20 protein-coding genes are annotated in these 21515 nt (G+C 52.7%); 4 read left to right on the top strand and 16 right to left on the bottom strand.

The features are described from left to right. Positions 1–128 precede the first annotated feature (128 nt). A complete protein-coding gene (locus tag M493_RS03145; RefSeq protein ID WP_020958821.1) occupies positions 129–722 on the top strand; it encodes an SCO family protein in 594 nt (197 codons plus the stop codon). Positions 723–801: 79 nt separating this feature from the next. On the opposite strand, the gene M493_RS03140 is transcribed toward M493_RS03145, so the two are convergent. Continuing rightward, complete coding sequence (locus tag M493_RS03140; protein WP_020958820.1) at positions 802–1107, bottom strand: AzlD domain-containing protein; 306 nt, start codon at positions 1105–1107, stop codon at positions 802–804. Continuing rightward, positions 1100–1816, bottom strand: a complete 717-nt coding sequence (locus tag M493_RS03135) for an AzlC family ABC transporter permease (RefSeq protein WP_020958819.1) — start codon at positions 1814–1816, stop codon at positions 1100–1102. Before M493_RS03135 ends, M493_RS03140 begins: the two co-directional genes overlap by 8 nt. A 338-nt stretch (positions 1817–2154) precedes the next feature. On the opposite strand from M493_RS03135, the gene dat reads away from it, so the two are divergent. Next, positions 2155–3015 carry a D-amino-acid transaminase gene (dat, locus tag M493_RS03130; RefSeq protein ID WP_020958818.1) on the top strand — a complete coding sequence of 287 codons (861 nt, stop codon included), beginning with the start codon at positions 2155–2157 and terminating at the stop codon, positions 3013–3015. A 57-nt stretch (positions 3016–3072) separates the two neighbouring features. Here dat and M493_RS03125 read toward each other — a convergent pair whose 3' ends face one another. The 5 genes from M493_RS03125 to M493_RS03105 all read right to left on the bottom strand — a co-directional run bounded on the left by M493_RS03125 (position 3073) and on the right by M493_RS03105 (position 8461). Then, complete coding sequence (locus M493_RS03125; RefSeq protein WP_020958817.1) at positions 3073–3870, bottom strand: ABC transporter ATP-binding protein; 798 nt, start codon at positions 3868–3870, stop codon at positions 3073–3075. Next, positions 3836–4828, bottom strand: a complete 993-nt coding sequence (locus M493_RS03120) for an ABC transporter permease (RefSeq protein WP_041267843.1) — start codon at positions 4826–4828, stop codon at positions 3836–3838. Before M493_RS03120 ends, M493_RS03125 begins: the two co-directional genes overlap by 35 nt. Positions 4829–4897: 69 nt before the next feature. Continuing rightward, positions 4898–5908: an ABC transporter substrate-binding protein gene (locus M493_RS03115; RefSeq protein ID WP_020958815.1), complete on the bottom strand. Its 1011-nt coding sequence runs from the start codon at positions 5906–5908 to the stop codon at positions 4898–4900. 137 nt (positions 5909–6045) lie between these two features. Further along, positions 6046–7590 carry a fatty acid--CoA ligase family protein gene (locus M493_RS03110; RefSeq protein ID WP_020958814.1) on the bottom strand — a complete coding sequence of 515 codons (1545 nt, stop codon included), beginning with the start codon at positions 7588–7590 and terminating at the stop codon, positions 6046–6048. A gap of 136 nt (positions 7591–7726) precedes the next feature. Further along, positions 7727–8461 carry an MBL fold metallo-hydrolase gene (locus M493_RS03105; RefSeq protein ID WP_020958813.1) on the bottom strand — a complete coding sequence of 245 codons (735 nt, stop codon included), beginning with the start codon at positions 8459–8461 and terminating at the stop codon, positions 7727–7729. Between the two features lie 151 nt (positions 8462–8612). Between M493_RS03105 and yhfH the strand changes: the two genes are divergently transcribed. Next, the gene (yhfH, locus tag M493_RS17475) at positions 8613–8750 is read left to right on the top strand and encodes a protein YhfH (RefSeq protein WP_020958812.1); all 138 of its coding nucleotides are present in this window, start codon (positions 8613–8615) and stop codon (positions 8748–8750) included. 285 nt (positions 8751–9035) lie between these two features. Here the strand turns inward: yhfH and M493_RS03100 are convergent, their stop codons facing one another. The 8 genes from M493_RS03100 to M493_RS03065 form a co-directional block, all read right to left on the bottom strand. Next, on the bottom strand, positions 9036–11414 hold the full coding sequence (locus M493_RS03100; RefSeq protein ID WP_020958811.1) for a YhgE/Pip domain-containing protein: 2379 nt from the start codon (positions 11412–11414) through the stop codon (positions 9036–9038). A gap of 74 nt (positions 11415–11488) precedes the next feature. Beyond that, positions 11489–12061 (bottom strand): TetR/AcrR family transcriptional regulator, encoded by a 573-nt coding sequence (locus M493_RS03095; protein ID WP_020958810.1) that lies wholly within the window; start codon positions 12059–12061, stop codon positions 11489–11491. 165 nt (positions 12062–12226) lie between these two features. Next, complete coding sequence (gene hemY / locus M493_RS03090) at positions 12227–13669, bottom strand: protoporphyrinogen oxidase (RefSeq protein WP_020958809.1); 1443 nt, start codon at positions 13667–13669, stop codon at positions 12227–12229. Continuing rightward, positions 13662–14612: a ferrochelatase gene (gene hemH, locus M493_RS03085; protein WP_020958808.1), complete on the bottom strand. Its 951-nt coding sequence runs from the start codon at positions 14610–14612 to the stop codon at positions 13662–13664. Before hemH ends, hemY begins: the two co-directional genes overlap by 8 nt. A gap of 15 nt (positions 14613–14627) precedes the next feature. Further along, positions 14628–15665 (bottom strand): uroporphyrinogen decarboxylase, encoded by a 1038-nt coding sequence (hemE, locus tag M493_RS03080; protein WP_023817483.1) that lies wholly within the window; start codon positions 15663–15665, stop codon positions 14628–14630. A gap of 203 nt (positions 15666–15868) precedes the next feature. Then, on the bottom strand, positions 15869–17269 hold the full coding sequence (locus M493_RS03075) for a hypothetical protein (protein WP_020958806.1): 1401 nt from the start codon (positions 17267–17269) through the stop codon (positions 15869–15871). Positions 17270–17511: 242 nt separating this feature from the next. After that, the gene (locus tag M493_RS03070) at positions 17512–18726 is read right to left on the bottom strand and encodes an ABC transporter permease (RefSeq protein ID WP_020958804.1); all 1215 of its coding nucleotides are present in this window, start codon (positions 18724–18726) and stop codon (positions 17512–17514) included. Further along, positions 18723–19460 carry an ABC transporter ATP-binding protein gene (locus M493_RS03065; protein ID WP_020958803.1) on the bottom strand — a complete coding sequence of 246 codons (738 nt, stop codon included), beginning with the start codon at positions 19458–19460 and terminating at the stop codon, positions 18723–18725. The genes M493_RS03070 and M493_RS03065 overlap by 4 nt, the downstream gene beginning before the upstream one ends. 478 nt (positions 19461–19938) lie before the next feature. On the opposite strand from M493_RS03065, the gene M493_RS03060 reads away from it, so the two are divergent. Further along, a complete protein-coding gene (locus tag M493_RS03060; RefSeq protein ID WP_020958802.1) occupies positions 19939–20361 on the top strand; it encodes an HIT family protein in 423 nt (140 codons plus the stop codon). Positions 20362–20395: 34 nt separating this feature from the next. Here M493_RS03060 and M493_RS03055 read toward each other — a convergent pair whose 3' ends face one another. Then, positions 20396–21232 carry a peptidylprolyl isomerase gene (locus M493_RS03055; protein WP_041267842.1) on the bottom strand — a complete coding sequence of 279 codons (837 nt, stop codon included), beginning with the start codon at positions 21230–21232 and terminating at the stop codon, positions 20396–20398. Positions 21233–21515 lie beyond the last annotated feature (283 nt).

Raw genomic sequence — 21515 nt, 5'->3', positions numbered from 1 at the left:
GAAAGAAAAAAATGCAAGCCCTTTTTTGAAATTTTCTTCAATTAGGAAAATAGACGCATAACGTTCATAAAAACAGTACTCTTTCTGTCCGCCGTTTTGGTATGATCAATAGTAGAGGAGTGATGATGATGAAAAAATGGTATATGATCGCCGCATCGTTTGTGCTCGCTGGCATCGGTGCCGGCATCTTTTACTTTGCCGTCTATAAACCGTCCGCTATGCATCTGCCGGATGACGTGACGATGGAGACTGCATGGGGAGCCCCTTATTCTTTTGACAGCTTGCCGCCAAAAGTCCGGCTCGTCGAGTTCATTTACACGAACTGTCCGGATATTTGTCCAAATACGACCATGCAGATGGCGAAATTGCGTGACCGATTGCAAAAAGCCGGAGTATTCGGCCGCGATGTAGAATTTGTTACAATCACCATTGACCCTGAGCGCGATACGAAAGAAAAACTGCAAACATACGCAAATACGTTTGGGGTGACTGGCGATGGGCAAGGATGGGTGTTTTTGCGCGGCAGCGAAGTAGCGACAAAAGCGACGGCAGACGCTTTCAACTTCCAATACCGTGACCCGGGAAACGGCATGATTGTGCATACGTCGCTCGCTTACTTGCTCAATCGGGACGGACGGGTCATCGAACAGATCGACATGGGGGGAGCGTCACGATTTCGTGTTGATGAAGTGTACAAAACGATTATGGATGAATTGTCGTGATGATTTGGTAATAGGTGTAACGTGCGGAAAGAAAAAAGAGGGCATTGTCTGCCCTTTTTTTCATTGAATGCCGAACCTTTTACATCAGCATCGAATAGCAACTAAGCACCACAACCGCAGCAAGCACGACAACAATAACATTCGCACCGAGCCAGGCGGCAGTCACCGCCGCCGCAAAACCGATCACCCCAAAGAGAATGTCGTCTTGAATGAAAAAAATATCAGGGATAATCAGCGCGCCAAGTGCAGCATACGGCACATTTTTCAGCACCCCTTGCCAAAACGGCGGCAGCTGGACGCGCCCAAGCAGCACGAGCGGCAACATGCGCGGCAAATACGTGACGATCCCCATGCCGAGAATCATCCAAACGATCGCGTTATTCATCCTCATTCTCCCCCTTCTTCGCCAGCCACTGGACGACGACTGCCGAAAGAAGCGTCGCCAGCACGATCGACCAGCCTTTAGACAGATGAAAGACAAGCGTGCCGAGCGAGTTGAACACGGCAGCTAACCCTGCCAGCCATACCGTTTTCCGCTGCTTTTTCAGCGCTGGGACGAGCAAGCCGATAAACATGGCGTACAAAGCGACCGACATGCTCTCTTGTAAGCTTTCCGGCAAGCTTGCCCCGACAGCATAACCGATGCCGGAATTGACGACCCAGCTGCCGTACGCCATCATGATCAGCCCAAACATATACGAAGCGCTAACCGTCCCCTCTTTCATGGCCGCAACGGAAAACGTTTCATCCGTAATGCCAAACGCATACAGCGCCTTTTTCCAAAGCGCATCCGCCTCCGCTTTTTCGTTGAGCGAAGCGGACATTAAAAAATGGCGAATGTTTAAAATAAATGTCGTTAAAATGATTTCAAATATACCGGTACCGACGGAAAGCAAGCTGAGCGCAATATATTGCGAGGCGCCGGCAAAAACGACGACGCTCATCAGCACCGTTTCTGCAAGCGTCAGCCCGGTCGTCTTAGCGAGCAGGCCAAATGTCAGCGCGATCGGCATATAACCGATGGCGATCGCCACCCCCGCCTGCACTCCTTGGCGAAACGGCGCCATTTTACCAGCCGTCCATGTTGTTTCCATCTATCCATTCCCCCGTTTCACTAGTTTGATATGTTTATTGTCTAAAAATCGCTGTCATTTCGCAACCCGAACATAGGTCAGTTCTTTTATCCTCTTAACTAGGAGGCTAGCGAAAACAACGGATTCGCTTAATTTGCAGGAGATGGAAAGGAATAACGTTACAGCGGCGCAAAACTTCTCAATTTAAAAACTGCTCCGTGAAAGCGGCCTCTCCTTTTCAATGCCCGGCCTTCTAGGAAGCTCCCGCTTTGGCACAAAGCGGGAGTAGGGGAGAAAATCAATCTATGATATAATCGAATTGGTTCATTATTTGCGCAATTGAAAAGGAGTGCACTATTATGTCAGTAAAACCGCACGTATTGACCGAACGTGGCATTTTTCGCTATGAGCAAGTGACGTATCCGATGGAAGAACGCGGCTTGCAGTTTGGCGATGGCGTCTATGAGGTAGTTCGCCTATACAGCGGAGCGTACGTTTGGCTTCAAGAGCATCTCGACCGTCTGTACCGTTCAGCAGCCGCCATTCGCCTGTCCGTCCCGTTCGCTCCCGAAGAGCTGTCCGAGCAGCTCGAACAGCTTCGCCGCATGAACGATGTGCGCGAAGATGCCATTTTGTATTTGCAAGTGACGCGGGGCAGCTTTCCGCGCAGCCACGCGTTCCCAGCCGAAAACCGACCGAACTTGTACGCCTATATCCAACCGATGGCGCGAAAAACAGACGAAATGACGCACGGTGTGCGTGCCACTTTAACGAAAGACGTTCGCTGGGAGTACTGCTATATTAAAAGCTTAAACTTGCTGCCAAACGTGCTCGCGAAACAAGAAGCCGTCGAACGCGGAGCGTTTGAAGCCATTTTTCACCGCGATGGCGTCGTTACCGAAGGCAGTTCATCGAACATTTTTCTTGTCAAACACAACACCGTATACACCCACCCGGCGACGGAACGGATTTTAAACGGCATCGTCCGCACAAAAGTCCAACAGTTTTGCGCCGAACTTGGCATTCCTTTCATCGAAAAGGCGTTTTCAGTCAGCAGCCTCGCCGAGGCGGATGAACTGTTTTTAACGAGCACCACTTCCGCGGTCACCCCGATCGTTCAAGTTGACGAGACAGCAATCGGTAGCGGCGAACCGGGGGCCGTAACGAAAGCGCTGCAAGCCGCTTACCAAAAAGCGACCAAGCCGCTTCCAACAACTTGATCCGCTTCGTTGTACAGAAAACGAGGTGCCCGCAAGCTTCGGACACCTCGTTTCACTTTACGAACTAAGCACAGCGCGGTCACTCGCAAACCGGCTGCCGCGAATGCGCTGAAACTCTTCAAGCAACCGCTCGACCGTCAATTTCTCTTTTTCCTCCCCTTCAGCGGCAAAAATAATTTGCCCGCCGTCCATCATAATAAGCCGATTGCCAAGGCGTATCGCCTGCTCCATATTGTGCGTCACCATCAACGTCGTCAAGCTATGTTGAGCGACGATTTGCTTCGTCAATTCGGTGACAAGCTCGGCGCGCGCCGGGTCGAGAGCGGCGGTATGCTCGTCAAGCAAAAGCACATTCGGCTTTGTGAATGTCGCCATCAACAGCGAGAGCGCTTGCCGTTCTCCGCCGGAGAGGAGCCCGACTTTGGCGGTGAGCCGGTCTTCCAACCCTAAGTGGAGCGTGCGCAGCGTTTCCCGAAACCACTCGCGCTTTTCTCGTGTCACGCCAAGGCGCAATGTGCGCCGCCTTGTCCGGTTGTAAGCGAGCGCCAAATTTTCTTCAATCGTCATATGGGGGGCGGTACCGGCCATCGGATCTTGAAACACGCGGCCGATGTAGCGGGCACGGGCATGTTCTTTAAGCATGGTCACGTTGCGGCCGTTGATCCATACCTCGCCTGTGTCGGGAGACAGCCTCCCGGCGATGATGTTCATCAGCGTTGATTTTCCGGCGCCGTTGCTGCCGATAACGGTGACGAAATCACCGGGCGAAAGCGTTAAATCAATGCCTTGCAAAGCGGCTTTCTCGTCAGCTGTTCCCTCGTTAAATACTTTTGTAATTCGTTTCAGCTCCAGCAACGGACTCCCTCCTTTCCAACTGCCGTGCTTTCCGCTTTTTCCGCCGCTTTTCTTTTTGTACCGCCAACACGTTAGGCACGATGAGCGCTGATATGACAATGAGTGCGGTAATTAATTTTACATCGCCCGTTTCCAAAAACTCGACACGCAAGGCGAGCGCTAAAATGAGGCGGTAAACGATAGCGCCGCCGATGACCGCCCACGTCGCGCGTATGACTGAACGGGCGCCGAACAACGCTTCGCCAATGATCACAGAAGCTAAACCGATGACAATCATCCCGATTCCCATACCGACGTCGCTAAACCCGCCATACTGGGCGATGAGCGCCCCAGAAAAGGCAACGAGCGCATTGGACAACCCAAGCCCAAAGACGATAAGCCAATCCGTGTTGGCGGAAAAGCTTGCCACCATCGGCTTGTTGTCGCCGGCCGCCCGCAGCGCGATTCCGAATTCTGTTTTCATCAGCCAATCAAGAATTCCTTTGATAATCAATACGAGCACGGCCATCGAACATAAAATGGCCCATGTCCGCGGCATGAATCCCGTAAAAGAAAACAGTTGATTGAGCACCGCGTCCAGTCCGGTTTGTTGCCAGACGGCCGTGATTTTCGTCATGATGGTCTCCTGCTGCAACAGCGGCACGTTCGATTTTCCCATAATGCGCAAATTGATCGAATACAAGGCGATCATCATTAAAATACCGGATAAAAGCGGGTTGATCTTCCCCTTCGTATGCAACAGCCCGGTCAACGCTCCGGCCGCAAAGCCGGCCAAAAGCGCCGCAGCTGACGCGGCAAACGGATTCGCCCCATTAAAAATGAGCACCGCGGCAACGGATGCACCGGTGACAAAGCTGCCGTCAACCGTTAAATCAGGAAAATCTAAAATGCGAAACGACAAATAGACGCCAAGCGCCATAATGGCATAAATCAAGCCCGCTTCCACAGAACTGAACATCGCTGTCCACACCGTTCTCACCCACCTTTTGGCGACAAATCCCCCCTTTGCGGAAGGAGGGACAGTCGTTTATTCGATATATTCGGCGATCGAATCCCATTCCGGATTAAGTTCGATTCCCATTTCTTGCGCCGCTTTTTTATTTATGACAAGCTTCAATTTTTGCGGATATTGCACCGGCAAATCGGACGGCTTCTTGCCGTCTTGCAAAATTTGCGCCGCCATTTCCCCTGCTTCATAACCGATGTCATAATAGTCAAACCCATACGCCGCAAACCCGCCGCGCTTCACTGAGTCAAGCTCGCCGACGAAAAGGGGAATATCATGTTCGTTGGCCACTTGAATAACGGACTCAAGCGCTGATACAACCGTATTGTCGGTGATGATATAGAAACAGTCGACTTTGCCGATGAGCGATTCAGCCGCCTGTTTTACTTCAGCCGACGTGGATACCGATGCGGAAACGATGTTCAAATCGGTTCCTTCCATCGCTTTTTTCACTTGATCCACTTGGGCGACTGAATTTTGTTCGCCGGCGTTATACACCATGCCGACACGGCCGCCGCTGATGTACTTATCGATAAACTGCACCGTTTTCGGAATCGCCTCCGGATGAGTGTCGGTCGTGCCTGTCACATTGCCGCCTGGCTGTTCCATCGATTGGACAAGCTGAGCGCCGACCGGGTCCGTCACTGACGTAAACACGATCGGAATGTCTTTTGTTGCGTTGAGCGCCGCCTGCGCGCTTGGCGTCGAGTTGGCGAAAATCAAGTCAACGCCATCCGAGACAAAGTTCGTGGCGATCGTTTGGTTGTTGCTTTGGTCTCCTTGGGCGATTTGTACGTCATACTCGACGGACAGCCCCTTGTCCTTTAACGCCTGCTCAAATCCTTTGCGCGCCGCATCAAGTGACGGATGCTCGACAATTTGTGTCACCCCGACCTTATACGTCTTTTCCTTCGCTTCCTGTCCGCCGCCATTTCCTTGGCTGCTTCCCGTTTCTTTCGCTCCGCCGCAGCCGCCAAGCAGCAAAAAGCTTGCTGCGCATAACATGGCAAGTCGTTGCATCTGTTTGCCCATAATCCGATCCCCCTTGTATAGATACGTTTCATTAACTTTTGCCCTTTTATGCTTTTATGTGTCAAATTATATAGGTTTATCTCTTTGTTTTCAATATATTATTCAAAAAAAAGAGAAGGTGCTGAACATTCAGCACCTCAACTATGGGAAGCGGTCAACCGTTCTTTTAACGTTCTCCGTAAAATTTTTCCTGTTGCGTTTTTTGGCAGTTCCTCTAAAAAGCTGATTTCGCCCGGCACTTTATACTTCGCCAACCGCTCACGGCAGTAGGCGAGCAATTCCTCCTCAGTCAGCCCCGGATTTTTCGCGACGACAAACGCCCGCACCGCTTCGCCGTAATCCGGATCCGGCACACCAATCACAGCCGCTTCAACGACGTCCGGATGGCTGTACAGCACTTCTTCGACTTCACGTGGGTATACGTTGTAGCCGCCGACGATAATCATCTCTTTTTTTCGGTCGACGATATAAAAATAACCATCCTCGTCCATGCGCGCCAAATCGCCGGTGTGCAGCCAGCCATCGCGCAAGGCGGCCGCTGTTTCCTCCGGCATTTTGTAATACCCTTTCATAACATTTGGACCGCGGACGACAAGCTCACCCACTTCCCCGGCTGGCACTTCTTCACCGTACTCGTTGACGACTTTGTTTTCGACGTTTTTAATGCTCGTCCCGATCGAGCCAGGCTTGCGCGGCCGATCAAGCGGGTTGAAGCACGTCACTGGCGACGCCTCCGACAACCCATACCCTTCCGAGACGATCACATTGAATTTTTTCTCAAAGTTTTCAAGCAACGCGACCGGCATAGAAGCTCCCCCTGAGATGCAAAGCCGAAGCGTCTGCAAATCAGCTGCGCTTCCTCCCTCATGCTGATAAAGGAAATTGTACATCGTTGGCACGCCGGCAAAAATCGTCGCCTTTTCCTCGCGGGTTAACGTAAACATGGCGGCCGGGCTGAATTTCGGCATAATGAGCACCGTCCCCCCGTTCATAAGCGGTGCATTTAACGCCACCGTCAGGCAAAAGACGTGGAACATCGGCAAAGCGGCAATGACGCGGTCATGCTCATTGATGCCTAAGTAATCAGCCGTATCTTGGGCGTTGCTGTACAAGTTTTGATGCGTGAGCATGGCCCCTTTCGGCTTGCCGGTCGTTCCGGACGTATACAAAATGACGGCGACATCATCATCATCAAGCTCCGGTCCTGCAAACGCCGGGTCGCCGGCAGCCAACACCTCCGCAAACGGTTTCATCCCGGCGGATAATGCGATTCCTTTTTCCTTTCCTTGCGCCGTTTCGCAAACGATAGCTTGCTTGAGCAATGGCAAACGTTGCTTTGCCATGTCAACGAGCGGAGCGAGCAAATCGAGCCCGATCACTGCCTTCACGTCACCATTGTGCAAAATATAAGCGATTTCTTCCGGCGTATAAATCGGGTTGATCGGAATAACGGTCGCCCCAAGCCGCAACGCCCCGTACAGACTGATGATAAACTGAGGTGAGTTTCCAAGCAACAGGGCGACATGGTCGCCCCGGCGAATGCCAAGCTGCATTAACCCGTCGGCAAACCGGGACGCCGCAGCGTACAATTGTTGGTACGTGCATCGTTCTCCCATAAATACGTATGCTTCTTTGTCCGGCAGTTGTTTGGCGATTTGCGCCAACCGCGTCGTTACATTCATCCAATCTCCCCCTTAAAATGAATGAATGACCATTCATTTTTTAAGTAAAAAAATTCGAACTATAATTTATTATAAAAAAAAGAACAGCAAAGGACAAGTGGAAGCGTTTCCTTTGCTGTTTTTTCGATGATTTTTGTTATAGCGCCCACACTAAACCGGTGCGGGCGAGGCGAATGACGCCGCGGAACGTCCGCTCCGCTTCTTCAACGAGCTGTTCGTGCCTGCCAACGTGCGGCAAGTGCGTCAACCATAGTTCACCAACACCCGCCCCCTCGGCGATGGCCGCCGCCTCCTCGCTCGTCATATGGCCGGCCGGGGCTGCGTTTTGCCCGGCGTAAAAATTGCACTCGCAAATGAGCAAGTCAGCTCCTTTTGCAAACGGTGCAAATTCCGGCATGTAGCTTGAATCAGCCGTATACACGACAGTCTTGCCCCCAGCGGTAATGCGCATAGCGTAGCATGGCACCGGATGGGCTGTTTTTAGAAATGTAAGCGAAAACGGCCCAACAACAAGCGTCCCTTCCGGATCATAGGTGTTTCCCTCCGTAATGCCGCTATGCGTCAGGCGGGCGAAGGCCGCCTCATCTTCTTTGTGGCCGTAAATCGGCAACACCGGCAGGTTCGCTCCTAAATTTTTATGAATGAGACGCGCATATTGGAGCGGACCGATGTCGGCGATATGGTCATAATGATAGTGGGAGACGATGACGGCGTCCAAGTTTTCTACAGCCGTGTAGTTTTGCAGCTTGGCAAGCGCTCCGCTCCCGCAGTCGACAAGCAAACGAAACCCGTCATGCTCAAACAAGTAAGCAGATGTCGCCTCATTGGCGGCCGGAAACCCTCCCCAATAACCGATGACTGTCACTTTCATTTCCTTTCCTCTCCTTCCATCCATCTTGCCTTCATCATACATGACAACCACCATTTTTTCATCTTTGTTGTTTTTTGTTTTAAAACACCTATTGACATTTTCGGTTGTGTTATAATACAATAAAACCAACAAGACAACGGAGGGGATCGAGATGTTGATGAAAGTGTTGGAATTTTTCAAAAACCTGCCGCCGAAAAAGTGCTCGCAATGCGGCAAAACGATTGACGAGCAACACGAGTGCTACGGCAACACATGTTCTGACTGCCTTGGCGCCGCTTACCGCCACTAGGTGAGCGGACGCTGCCCTTGCGTCACGATGCCGGCTGCCCTGCCGGCGATAGGCTGTTCCTCGATGCAGCCTGCTTTTTTGCCTTGATGCCCCAGTTATGGGGCCTTTTTTTATTTATCCATTTATCCTCAAAAAACATCCATGAGTAAGCTTTTACTCGCCACCCAAGCATGAAAATAACCGCTCATGGATTCATTATTTTCACAGAAAAGAAAAGCGCCCATTGTGGTGTTAAAGGCGCTTTTTGCCTAATATGGGACGGTTGCTGCCGGCCGTTCCCCGTTCTCAAGCTGCTGTTTCCGTCTCGGCCCATGCTCGATAGCGGCGGCGGTAAAGGAGAAGAAAATACCCGAGCGTCGCTGCAGCAAAGACCGCAGCCACTCCTGCCAATATGGACGCCTCCTTCCACATGAGCGTGAAATCGCCGCTCAAAATCACCGCCCGCAGCCCGCGAATGGCGTGCGTCATCGGCAGCCATTGGTGGATGCGCTGCAACGCACCTGGAACGAGTTCAAGCGGATACGTGCCGGCGCTTCCAATCAACTGTGCGATCAAAAGCAAAATCGCGACAAACCGTCCCGGATTGTCAAAGAGTGTGACAAGGCATTGAACGATCATCATGAAAGTCATGCTGATGATCCACGTCAACAAAACAAAGCGGCCGACGCTCTGCACATGCAAACCAAGGCCATAAAGCAGCCATGCATCAGCCAAAAGCGTTTGTGCCGCCGCCGCCGCGGCAAGCACTCCCCATTTCCCGAAAAACCAAGCAAAGCCTGACGATGGGCGCCCGGCCGGTTCACGCAGCGGAAAGACGATCGTCAACAACAGCGCCCCGACGAACAAGCCGAGCGACAAAAAGTACGGGGCAAACCCGGTTCCGTAGTTCGGCACATGATAAAGCGGCTGTTTATCCTTTTGCACCGGATCGGCAATCATTTGCGACGCCTGATCGTCCGCATGAATGCCATCCGCTTTTTCCGCTCCTTCTTGCAAGCGGTCGGCCAGCTGCTCCGCTCCATCCTCAAGCCGGCCGAGGCCGCCTAGGAGCGATTCTCCGCCGCGGGCAAGGCGGCCAAGCCCTTCATGAAGTGAAGACGCCCCCTCCGCCACAGCGGAAACGCCATTGGAAAGCTGGTTGGCCCCTTCGGCTAATTGATTTGTCCCCGAGACGAAGCCGGCTGAACCGGAAGCCAGTTTGTTGACCCCCTCGGCAAGCTCGCGGCTTCCGGCAGCAAGCGTTTGCGCTCCGTCATGCGCATGTTGCAGCTGTTTGGCCAACTTGTCCGCTCCGTCGGCCAATGTTTGTTGGGCGGCGAGTAGACGATCTGCCCCATTGACCAACTGTTGTTGCCCGTTAACGAGTTTTCCTACACCAGACTGTGCCGCCTGCTGTCCGGAGGCAAGAGCGGACGCGGCGCCCGCGAGGCGGGAAAGCCCGTTTTGGATCGGCTCCATTCCATCAGCCAACGCTCCGACACCATTTGCCACATTTCCGCTTTCCTCAACGAGCGGCTGAAGCTGTTCATACAGCGCCTGCAACGTTTCCTTTTCCTGCGGATCTTGCGCCTTGGCAGCCAACACTTGCAACCCGGCGGCATACTGCTCGAGTCCTTTTTGCACTTCGCTCCCCCCGGCGGCAGCTTCATTCGCTTTTCGCTTCCACATTTCAACCTCTCCGCTTAGTTGAGACGCGTCGTGTTGAAGTCGATTGGCGCCATCCGTTAACACCGGCAACTGCGTTTGCAGCTCTTTGAGGGCAGAAAGCGAATCATGAAGCCCGCCCGCAAGCGATGCCGCCCCATGTTGAGCGGCGGTTGCACCATCGGCAAGCTCGCGGCTTCCGCCAGCCAGCTGCCCAAGGCCGTCTGCAAGCGACGCCGTCCCGTCCTGCACTTGTTTCGCTCCGCTGTTAGCGGCTTGCAAGCCGTTTTCAAACGTCAGCGATTTCTCGGCCAACTCAGTTAAATAACGGGTTAACTCGTCCGCCCCGTCCTTGGCTTGCTTCGCTCCAGCAGACAGACGGGCGCTGCCTTGCTCCGCCCCTGTCATTCCATCGACAAGTGCGCGGCCCCCTTTTCGCGCGGCTTGCACCCCGTCATGCAGCTGGCTCGCCCCTTTGCCCGCCTCACCGAGCCCGTCAGCTGCCTCTTGCATCTTCGCCAACATCGTCTCTACATAAGTTCTTGTCACATTGTTCGCCATTTCTTCCTTAATGGCTTCTATCGCGGAATCGCCGATTTTTCCCGCCAAATAGTTCGCCCCTTCATTCGGGATGTACACCAGTTTCAGCGGCTTCGGCTTCCCGCTTTGCACCGTTGTTGCGTTGGCGGAAAAATCTTTCGGGATCATGACCGCCATATAATACGTTCCGTCCTCTAACCCATCATCCGCCTGCTTGCGGCTGACAAACTGCCAATCAAACGTACCATTTTCCTTCAGCCGTTTCACGACATCGTTGCCAAGCTGAATTTTCTTGCCGTCAAGCAGCGCCCCCTCATCTTCATTGACGACCGCAACCGGCAATCGATCCAAATGACCGTACGGATCCCAAAACGCCCACAAAAACGATCCGCTATAAAGAAGGGGAATGAACAAAACCGCAAGAACCGGAATGAGCACTTTCGGGCGGAGCAGAATAGCTTGCAATTCTTTCATCAGCATCTAGCCTATTCCTCCTTTGAACAAATGACCAATTTGTCCATATGGTCATAACTAACAAAAAAAGACAGGATCATCTACTTGGACAATCCTTGTAAAAAATAAAGGGCAAACAGTTCGGCAATTTGCTCTTTTGTCAGCGGCTCATGATCTTTTTCCCAATCGACGATCAAGGCAATGTACACCTTCAACATTAAAAATGCGGTAATTTCCGAATTGCACGGACGGATTTCCCCTTTTTCCACCGCTGCCTCAATTTTTTGCCGGATAAACTCAACCATCTCCCGGTCGAGCTTGGCCAGCACGTCCTGTACCGCCGCAGTGCCAATGTTGCGCACTTCTTGGAGCAGCTTCGCCGTCAATTGGTGGCGCTGACGGAATTCCAAAATGCGGTACAAAGCGCGATGGACGTTTTCGGAAAATGGCAACGACGGAGCCATCGCCTGCTCAGCTTCTGCCTTGATTTCTGCGATCAAAGATGAAACGATTTCATCAAGCAGCTCCTCTTTGCTTTTAAAAAACGTGTAAATCGTCCCTTTGCCGACGTTGGCGAGCTTAGCAATTTGCTCCATCGTTGTCGCCTTATAGCCGAACGCAGCAAACGATTGGGCCGCCGCCTCGATAATTTGCCGTTTACGGTCGCTTGCCATGAGCCTCATCCTTTAACTTGACTGAATGGACAAATTGGTCAATTCGTCTCTATCATACCATGTGCACGCCGCCACGTAAAGGACCAAAATGATGCCCCCTTGAGGAGGCCCGGCCTCAACATTGTCTCCGACGGCCTCCACCGCCGGGCGCCAGCGAGCTGACGGCTAATGGACACCGCTGTACAGGGCTTCTGCCGGCCGGTCGGGTTTCCCTTGCCACAAATAATCAAGCACGTCACGGACTGCCTTCTCCCCTTGATCAATGCAATCCGGCAACCCAAGTCCTTCATAGGAGCTGCCGGCCAAAAACACCCCAGGCAACTCGGCGGCCATATGTTGCTTAATCTTCGCCAGCCGCTCGCGATGCCCGACCGTATATTGCGGCATCGCCCGTTTCCATCGGGAGATGACGGCAAACTCCGGCTGGCCGTCAATTTTCATCACCTTGTTTAAATCATCCAATACAACGCGGACAATCTCGTCATCCGGCTGATCGACGATCTCCTCATCGCCTGGACGTCCGACATAGCCGCGCAGCAGCGCTTTACCGGATGGTGTCGTATGCGGCCATTTTTTGTGCGTCCACGTGCACGCCGTCATCGTATAATCGCTGCGGCGCGAGACGACAAACCCGGTGCCGTCAATATCTTGGCGGATCGCTTGTTCCGGAAAAGCAAGCGCGACCGTCGCCACCGACGTCAGCGGCACCGATCGGAACGGGGCAAAAAACGGGTAATCGGCAAACATGTCAGGCACAATATGGTGTGGCGTGGTGATGATCACACTGTCTGCCTCCCATGTTTCACCGTTGCTCAATTGCAGCTGGTACACCGAACCGGCGCGGGCGATCCGCTCCACGCGCGTTCCTTTTATGACGCTGCCCGGCTCAAGCCGTTTCTCCACCTCTTCAACAAGCGACTGCAAACCCGTTTTTAATGTCTGAAACGCCCCTTTTCGCTCCTTTTGCTCTTTTGGCGTCGTTCGTTTTGCACCACGAACGAGGCTTCCATATTTTTGTTCAAGCTGAAAAAACTGCGGGAATGTCGCCATTAAGCTCATTTCGTCGATGTCGCCGGCATAAATGCCGGACAGCAACGGTTCGATCAAATTGTCTACCACTTCATCGCCTAAACGGCGGCGAAAAAAGCGGCCAAGCGGCATGTCACCGTCTGTTTTCACCGGCGGCAGCACAAAATCGAGCGCCGCCCGCAGCTTGCCCGCAGGGGAAAACAACCCGGTCGCCACAAACGGGGCAATGCGCGTCGGGATGCCCATCACCGCCCCGCCCGGAATCGGATATAGCTTTCCGTTAACTAAAATGTACGACTTTCCGGTCGCATTATGGACGATTTCCTGTTCAAGCCCGACTTCTTTCACAAGTCGAAATGCGCTCGTTTTCCGTGCTAGAAACGAGTCCGGGCCACGCTCAATGACAAAGCCGTCGCGGACGACTGTCTGCACTTTTCCGCCGAGCCGGTGCGTCGCCTCAACAAGCTTGCATGCCAGCGGTAGATGCTGTTCTTTGATCGCTTTTTGCAAGTAGTAGGCGGCAGTAAGACCCGTAATGCCGCCGCCGATAATCACAACCGTCCGTTGTTCTTCACTCATGCTGATCGCCTTCTTTTGCGAACCGCTTTAACACGACCGTCGCCAACGCATCAATAAACAGTGGATCGGTGTTTGGCATCTCCGGCCGGTAATAGCGGGCGCCAATTTCTTCGGTTACTTGTTTGCATTCAATGTCGTTGTCATACAACACTTCCAAATGATCGGCAACAAAGCCGACCGGCGCATAAACGAACGACGTATAGCCGTGCTCTTCATGGAGGAGACGCGTCAAATCTTGTACATCCGGGCCCAGCCATGGTTCCGGTGTGTTGCCGGCACTTTGCCAGCCGACGGCGTAATGGGCGACGCCGGCCTGTTCGGCGATGCGCCTTGCCGTGTCTTCAAGCTGTACTGGATACGGATCCCCGGCCTCGATGATTTTTTCCGGCAGGCTGTGGGCCGAGACGATCAACACAGCCCGCTCCCGCTCACGTTCCGGCATGGCATCAAAAATGGCTTTCACCTGTTCGGTCCAATATTGCAAAAACTTCGGTTCGTCATACCACTGGTCAATCGTATAAATGGCCGGGCCGCCGAGCCGCCCGGCTGCCGCTTTGGCCCGCTCGTTGTACGAGCGGATGCTGAATGTGGAATAATGCGGCGCCAACACGATGCCGACCGCCTCTTTTATGCCGTCGGCGTGCATGCGTTCAACCGCGTCCTCAATGAACGGCTCGATATGTTTCAACCCCAAATACGCGCGAAACTCCACGTCCTCTTGCACAGCATTCAGCCGTTTCTCGAGTTGCTTCGCCTGCGCTTCCGTAATGTTCGAAAGCGGCGACAGGCCGCCGATGGCTTGATAGCGCGCTTTTAAATCATCGATTTGTTCTTGCGGCGGCTTCCGCCCATGGCGGATATGTGTATAGTATCTCTCGATATCCTCTTCTTTGTACGGAGTGCCGTACGCCATCACAAGCAGTCCGACAATGTTCTTGGCCATTGTGTTGCACCTCGTTTACTTTGCTGAAGTATACTCATGGATAAAAGCTGTGAGCCGTTTCAATGTGGCCGGCTGCACATCAGGGAAAATGCCGTGTCCCACGTTAAAAATATAGCCCGGCTGCTCCGTTCCTTCGTCCAAAATGCGTTTCACCCGCTCTTCAATCACATTCCATGGCGCGAGCAGCACCGCCGGATCCAAGTTGCCTTGGATGGCTTTCGTAATGCCTTGGCGGCGCGCTTCACGAATCGATAGCCGCCAATCAAGACCGATGACGTCAAGCGGCAAATCGTTCCACTCGCGCGCCAAATGGCCCGCCCCGACGCCAAACATGATGAGCGGTACACCTTCCTCACGCAAAGCGGCAAAAATGCGCGCCATCGCCGGCTTAATAAACGTCCGGTAATCGTCCGCATTCACCGCGCCAACCCAAGAGTCAAAAATTTGCACGGCGCTTGCCCCCGCCTCAATTTGTGCTTTCACATAGCGGATCGTCATCCCGGCGAGCTTGTCCATTAACGCAAACCATGCCGCCGGCTCGGCGTACATAAACGCTTTCGTTTTATAATAGTTTTTCGACGGGCCGCCTTCAATCATATAGCTCGCCAACGTAAACGGCGCGCCGGCAAACCCAATGAGCGGCACGTCGAGCTGTTCGGTGACAAGCAACCGGATCGTCTCAAGCACGTACGGCACATCATAATCCGGATCGATTTCCCCGAGCCGTTCGACGTCTTGAAGCGAGCGGATCGGGTTGGCGATCACCGGCCCGACGCCACCCTGAATCTCTACATTAACGCCCATTGCCGGCAGCGGCGTCATAATGTCTTTATATAAAATCGCAGCATCAACGCCATATTGCTCAACCGGAAGCCTCGTGACGTAAGCGCAAAGCTCCGGCTGGTGTGTGATCTCAAACAGTGAATACTTTTCTTTCAACGCCCGATACTCCGGTTGCGACCGCCCGGCTTGCCGCATGTACCACACCGGCACATAATCCGTTTTTTCGCCGCGGCAGGCGCGCAAAAACGTATCGTTCATTCGTCTTGTCATCTTCATCCGCCTTTCCTTCATCCAGTCCAGTCAACGATTTCCTGATTTCTTGTACATCCACGTTGCTTATCTCTTTTTCACTATACAGTTTTCGATGCCCGATGTATAGAGAAGGAAACAAACTGTCAAAAAATCGACCGATTTTTCAATCCATGCTTATTATAACAAAAAAGCCGTCCCGGCCGCACGGGACAGCTTTTTGGTCAGATGAGAAACATGGCGACAACGGTCGTGATCGCCAATCCGACCGCTACGGGAATCAAGTTGCGGCGCGCCAGCTCAAACGGATCGACGCCGCAAATCGCCGCAGCCGGGATGAGCGCCCACGGAACAAGCGTGCCGCCGCCAACCCAAATAGCAGCAATCTGGCCAAGTGCTGTTAACGTGGCCGCCCCGCCGCCAATGGCAACGGCAAACAAATGAGCGACCGAACCGGCAAGTGAGATGCCGGAAAATCCAGAACCGTCAAGGCCGGTAATGGCGCCGACGATCGTGAGCGTGACCGCCCCGATTTCATTGTTCAGCGGCACCGCATGAGCCAAGGCGACCCCTAAATCGTTGACAATCCCTTGTGACGCCTGCGGCAAATAGTCACCAATAATTTTCACGAATCCGGCATCACCAAGATAGAAAAAGGCCGCAATCGGAATGACGGGACCAAACACTTTAAACCCGAATTGAAACCCTTCAATAAAGTAGTTTGTCACCTCCTCAAAGCTTTCTTGTCGGTGGGCTAAAACAGAAATAAGAATTAAGATAAAAATCGCCGTTCCGCCAACTAGAGCCGTTGCCTCCCCGCCTTGCAGATGCAAATAAAACATCGCGATGACGTCAAGGACAAACAGCACCGGAATCAAAAGCGCCAGCCATTTTTTCGTCGTCTCGGCCAGCAGCCCACCCGTTTTCTCAAGCGCCGAATCGGTGGCGGCAGCGATTTCTGCATCCCCGTTCGTCAAACGGCCTTGCTTCATGTCACGGCGCAACAAATAAAACGCCGTGACAGTCGTGACGACCCCCATGACCAACACGAGCGGCACACTGGCCGCAATGACGTCGCCAACCGGCAGTCCGGCCGCATCAGCTGTCAGCTTCGGCGCCCCTTGAATGATAAAATCACCTGAAAGGGCGATGCCGTGTCCGAACAAGTTCATCGCCATCGCCACCCCTAGCGCCGGCAAGCCCACCCGAACCGCTGCCGGCAACAGCACCGCCCCCATAAGGGCAACGGCCGGAGATGGCCAGAAAAACCAAGAGATCACCATCATCAACATCCCGATCGTCCAATACGCCCAAGCCGGCGTGCGGATGAAACGGACAAACGGCGATACCATGACATCGTTGATGCCAGTCGCCGATAACACTTTGCTCATCGCAACAATAATCGAGATCACTAAAATTGTCGGCAGCAATTCGGTAATGGCGTAAATAAAGCTGTTAAACACACCGCTGACCGCTTCGCTCAGTGAATGGGTAGCGACCGCCGCCAACAAAAAAATGCCGGCAATGCAAACGAGTGATGTATCTTTGCGGGCGACCATAAACCCAATAATGAGCACGATAAACAGCAGGTAAATCCAGTGCAGTGCCACAAGCTCTACACCCATAAACAAATCCCCTTTCTCCCCGACTTCCAGCCCGGCCCGCCAGACATGCGCCTGGGCCGGTGTACTACAGCATATGAAACGGGAACAGAGGTGTGAGAACAAAGTGCGGGCAGCAGTGTGAGGTGCAATGCAGGATGGGTGGAAGAAAGAAACATGGACATAAGCATGCGTGCAGATCAAGACGAGGAAGTGGGAGCATTCTCGCCGGAAACAAAAAACGCCGGCATTAACGCAGAAAAGCGTTAACGCTCGGCTTTTAAGCCGTGCCGCGGGCGGACATACCGTCCGGCCGTCCAAACGCCCCAAACGATTCCACCCACCCACGTGGCGAGCCAAAGGGGGTGCGGGGAAACAACGAACAATACGAGATGAAACACCGTATTTTGCCCGATGAGCAAGATGGAGAACAACCGGTTGGCAGCCGCAGCCGGCTCTGTCGGCGGCAGCGGATACAGCTGCGTCCACAGCGAATAGCGGTGGCGGGAAGGCAGCGCTGCCAACTGAACAACAGTCAAATAAAGAAAGAAAAACACGATCGCCGCCCGGGCGTATTCGTGATCGACCACAGCGAGCAACACGCTCCCGAGCACCGTCAGGCGGATGTATAGCCCGGCATACCCACCGGCGCGGAGAAACGTACGCACGTACAAGTGAAAAAAGACGTTCCGCTTCCCATACGGGATAAGGCGAAGCAGCGGGTCAAGCCAACGCCGCCGCTTCGCTTCCTCCCGCCATTGTGGAACATCAGTAAACAAATTAGCCAGCCGGTAAAACGCCCTTGCTGCGCGCTGCTCCTCAGCAATGAGCCATTCCCATTTCCACCCTTTCCCTTTCGTCAAACGTAACAAATAAATCGAAAGGGCGCCCATCAGCGCAACAATCACTGCCGAAAACGGCCATGGAGCCCCCGCCAACCAAAAATAAACGGCTAACGCCGCCAACCCGAAGCGGGCGAGTGCACTTTGACGATGAAAAGACAACTCGGCGACAAAGCTTCCTTTCCAAGCGACCCATAAATTCCAAAGCTTTAAGCCCGCAAGACCAAGCAAAAAAAGCGGCCACGGAACCGGGGAAAATCTGGCATGAAGCGGTCCGGCCAGCAATAGCACCAGGCAGAGGCCGTATACGTGCCACACCGAAGAGAAAAGAAACGCCCGGCGAATATACGGAGATAGCTGCCATTCAGCCGCCAACAGAAACACCGCATCCGCCTCGCGAAATAACGTGCGCACCGTCCCGGATGAGACTGCCCAGCCGAACACGGCCGCCGCAATGGCAGGATACGGGAACGAGTCCGGGAGCGTCTCGACCCAGCGCTCGTACATGACCGCTATACCGCCGAGGACGATGACCAAACCGACGAGCAAATGATCGTTCAACATATAGCGCAAATAGCGGATCCTTTTTTTTCCTTCGGCTTGGAGACGTTGTTGCCAAAGCTTATGAGCATCGATCATGGCGCATCGTCCTTTGCCAATTCAATATATACTTCATCAAGTGTCGCCGCTTTCAGTCCGAACTGACGGCGAATGTCCTCAAGCGTCCCTTTCGCTTTAACCCGGCCTTGATGCAAAATGACGAATGAATCGCAAAACCGCTCCGCCGTCGCTAAAATGTGTGTCGACAACAAAATGCCTGCCCCTTTCGCTTTTTGTTCATTCATCCGCTCAAGCAACGCATGAATCGCGAGCGGGTCAAGGCCGAGAAACGGCTCGTCGATAATGTAAAGCGGCGGTTCGAGCAAAAAAGCGCAAACAATCATCACTTTTTGTTTCATCCCTTTAGAAAAGTGGGCCGGAAACGAGGAAAGCCGCCGCTCTAACCGAAACTCGCGAAGCAGCGGCGGAAGACGCCGTTCATACTCCGCCTCGTCAAGCCCGTACGCCATCGCCGCCAGACGCAAATGTTCCTCAAGCGTCAATTCTTCATACAACACCGGCGTTTCCGGAATAAAGGCAAACTGCCGCCGGTACGTTTCCGGTTCCGTCGCAAGCGTATGGCCGTTGATCGAAACGGTACCGCGGCGCGGCTCCATCAGACCGATAATATGTTTGATCGTCGTGCTTTTGCCAGCTCCATTTAAGCCGATCAATGCAACCATTTCACCACGATCGACCGTAAATGTCACATCCTCAAGCACGTTTTGCGCTGTATATCCCCCGTATAAGTGCTCCACTTGCAAAAGCGTCATCGTCTGCTTCCTTTCCGTTCTCTAATCGCTGTCGTCCCCATTGTACCAAAAAACAGCTATTTTTACCAAAAAAGTTCTTTTCGCTACTTTGCATAAACACTGTGATCCGAGGCATGATAAATAGCGAAGAGGGGATGGGGAATCACCAAGCAAAGGCTGATGAACGATCCATCCGAAATGGGGTGTTCGTCAAAGACACCGTTGTGAGCTGCAAGACGTTGTAACCGTTCATGAACAAAGGCCATCTATCTGTTGCTGGGAAGCAACGAACCTGTCCAAAAGGGGATGGTCACGTTGAACAAAGGAAGCGCTCACGTCTAAACGACTTTGTCGCAAATGGGGTGTTCATCAAACGCACATTTGATTTTGCATGATCCTCTCCCCTTTTCACCGGCCGGGATGTAGCCGTTTTACGGGATTACATCCCGGTTTTTTTATGGTAAAATGAAGAAAACAAAAGGAAAGGGTGACCGTTTTCGTGAGCGATTGTATTTTTTGCAAAATTATTAATGGTGAACTGCCGGCGGCGAAAGTGTACGAGGACGAGCATGTGCTCGCGTTTTTGGACATCAGCCAAGTTACGAAAGGCCATACACTTGTGATCCCGAAAATACATACAGAAAACGTTTTTACCCTCACGCCTGATGTAGCCAGCCGATTGTTTAGCGTCGTGCCCGCGATCGCCAACGCATTGAATAAAGCGTTCTCCCCGGCCGGGCTCAATTTGCTGAACAACAATGGCGAATCAGCTGGGCAAACGGTGTTCCATTACCATCTTCATCTCATTCCGCGCTACGGCAAAGGCGACGGATTTGGCGCCGTCTGGAAATCACATGCCAGCGACTATACACCCGCCGACTTGCAGACAATCGCCGCCACAATCCGCCACCAACTCAACTAAAAACGGAAGCAGGCAAAACCCTGCTTCCGCTTTTTTACTGTTGTCCAAGCACATCTTGCAAGTCTTTGTCCTTGATCTCAACGCCGGCGTCTTTCACAAGTTCATCCACTTTCGATTGCATTGTTGTCGGGTCAAGTTTGCTCCGTTTTACTTCAAATGTAATTTCGTCTTTCATTTCGTTAAATGACTTTTTCTTTTCCTTATCCGTCACTTTAATGATATGGTAACCGTAATCGGTTTTAATCGGATCGCTCACTTCGCCGACTTTCAGTTGGTAGGCCGCATCCTCAAACTCTTTAACCATTTTGCCCGGGCCGAACCAGCCTAAATCACCGCCGTTAGAAGCCGAGCCCGGATCTTGCGAATACTCTTTTGCCAACTTGGCGAAGTCTTCACCTTTGTCCAGCTTCGCCTTCACTTCTTTCGCGGTTTTTTCATCTTTCACTAAAATATGGCTGGCGCGAACTTTTGGCTTGTAGTTTTCGTAATACTCTTTCAGCTCTTCATCCTTCACTTTAATATCTTCAATCGCTGCCTTCGTCCGCAGCAAGTCGAGCTTGATCATCTCGCGGATCACGTTTTCTCCGTTTTGCTGTACAATCAAGTCGTACTGCGTGCCGTACGCCTCCTTAATCCGTTCGATTTCACGGTCGATCTCCTCGTCTGTCACCTTGTACTTTTCACTCAACACTTTTTGATCGATTAAATCACGAAGCACTGTCTTGCCGACGCGCTCTTTCATTTCATTATAAAATTCATCTTTCGTAATAGCACCGTTTTCCGTTTCGACAATCGCTTCTGAATCGCCGTTATTGCAGGCCGACAAAGCCAAAAGCGAAACAACGGCGGCGGCCATCATCCATTTTTTCATCCGTTTCACAACCCCTACATCTTTTTTCATTTTCCTTTTCAAGCTGCCGGCTATTGATGTTCCGGCATCAGTCGGTTGAACTTGTTCAACACCGGGCGATGCGTTACGCACCTGCGGAGGCATTGCGAAACAAAACGCCTCCCCCCTAAACCACGACAATAACTATACCACATTTGCCGCAAAAAAAAAACCTATTTCCGTTTCAGCCATCCGCCCATCCATTGCCCGCTTGCCGCACATATGATGGAGATGAAGCACCGCGGCGGGCTTCTCCTTGCTGAAA

Source organism: Geobacillus genomosp. 3, from assembly GCF_000445995.2.
In the GTDB taxonomy this organism is placed as follows: Bacteria; Bacillota; Bacilli; order Bacillales; family Anoxybacillaceae; genus Geobacillus.
Note: the sequence above shows the minus strand (reverse complement) of the source record. Positions and strands in the feature narration are given on the sequence as shown.

Coding starts and splice junctions, on each gene's coding strand:
- M493_RS03145 (WP_020958821.1), top strand. CDS start 129: ATGAAAAAATGGTATATGATCGCCGCATCGTTTGTGCTCGCTGGCATC.
- M493_RS03140 (WP_020958820.1), bottom strand. CDS start 1,107: ATGAATAACGCGATCGTTTGGATGATTCTCGGCATGGGGATCGTCACG.
- M493_RS03135 (WP_020958819.1), bottom strand. CDS start 1,816: ATGGAAACAACATGGACGGCTGGTAAAATGGCGCCGTTTCGCCAAGGA.
- dat (WP_020958818.1), top strand. CDS start 2,155: ATGTCAGTAAAACCGCACGTATTGACCGAACGTGGCATTTTTCGCTAT.
- M493_RS03120 (WP_041267843.1), bottom strand. CDS start 4,828: ATGTTCAGTTCTGTGGAAGCGGGCTTGATTTATGCCATTATGGCGCTT.
- M493_RS03115 (WP_020958815.1), bottom strand. CDS start 5,908: ATGGGCAAACAGATGCAACGACTTGCCATGTTATGCGCAGCAAGCTTT.
- M493_RS03110 (WP_020958814.1), bottom strand. CDS start 7,590: ATGAATGTAACGACGCGGTTGGCGCAAATCGCCAAACAACTGCCGGAC.
- M493_RS03105 (WP_020958813.1), bottom strand. CDS start 8,461: ATGAAAGTGACAGTCATCGGTTATTGGGGAGGGTTTCCGGCCGCCAAT.
- yhfH (WP_020958812.1), top strand. CDS start 8,613: ATGTTGATGAAAGTGTTGGAATTTTTCAAAAACCTGCCGCCGAAAAAG.
- M493_RS03100 (WP_020958811.1), bottom strand. CDS start 11,414: ATGCTGATGAAAGAATTGCAAGCTATTCTGCTCCGCCCGAAAGTGCTC.
- M493_RS03095 (WP_020958810.1), bottom strand. CDS start 12,061: ATGGCAAGCGACCGTAAACGGCAAATTATCGAGGCGGCGGCCCAATCG.
- hemY (WP_020958809.1), bottom strand. CDS start 13,669: ATGAGTGAAGAACAACGGACGGTTGTGATTATCGGCGGCGGCATTACG.
- hemH (WP_020958808.1), bottom strand. CDS start 14,612: ATGGCCAAGAACATTGTCGGACTGCTTGTGATGGCGTACGGCACTCCG.
- hemE (WP_023817483.1), bottom strand. CDS start 15,665: ATGACAAGACGAATGAACGATACGTTTTTGCGCGCCTGCCGCGGCGAA.
- M493_RS03075 (WP_020958806.1), bottom strand. CDS start 17,269: ATGGGTGTAGAGCTTGTGGCACTGCACTGGATTTACCTGCTGTTTATC.
- M493_RS03070 (WP_020958804.1), bottom strand. CDS start 18,726: ATGATCGATGCTCATAAGCTTTGGCAACAACGTCTCCAAGCCGAAGGA.
- M493_RS03065 (WP_020958803.1), bottom strand. CDS start 19,460: ATGACGCTTTTGCAAGTGGAGCACTTATACGGGGGATATACAGCGCAA.
- M493_RS03055 (WP_041267842.1), bottom strand. CDS start 21,232: ATGAAAAAATGGATGATGGCCGCCGCCGTTGTTTCGCTTTTGGCTTTG.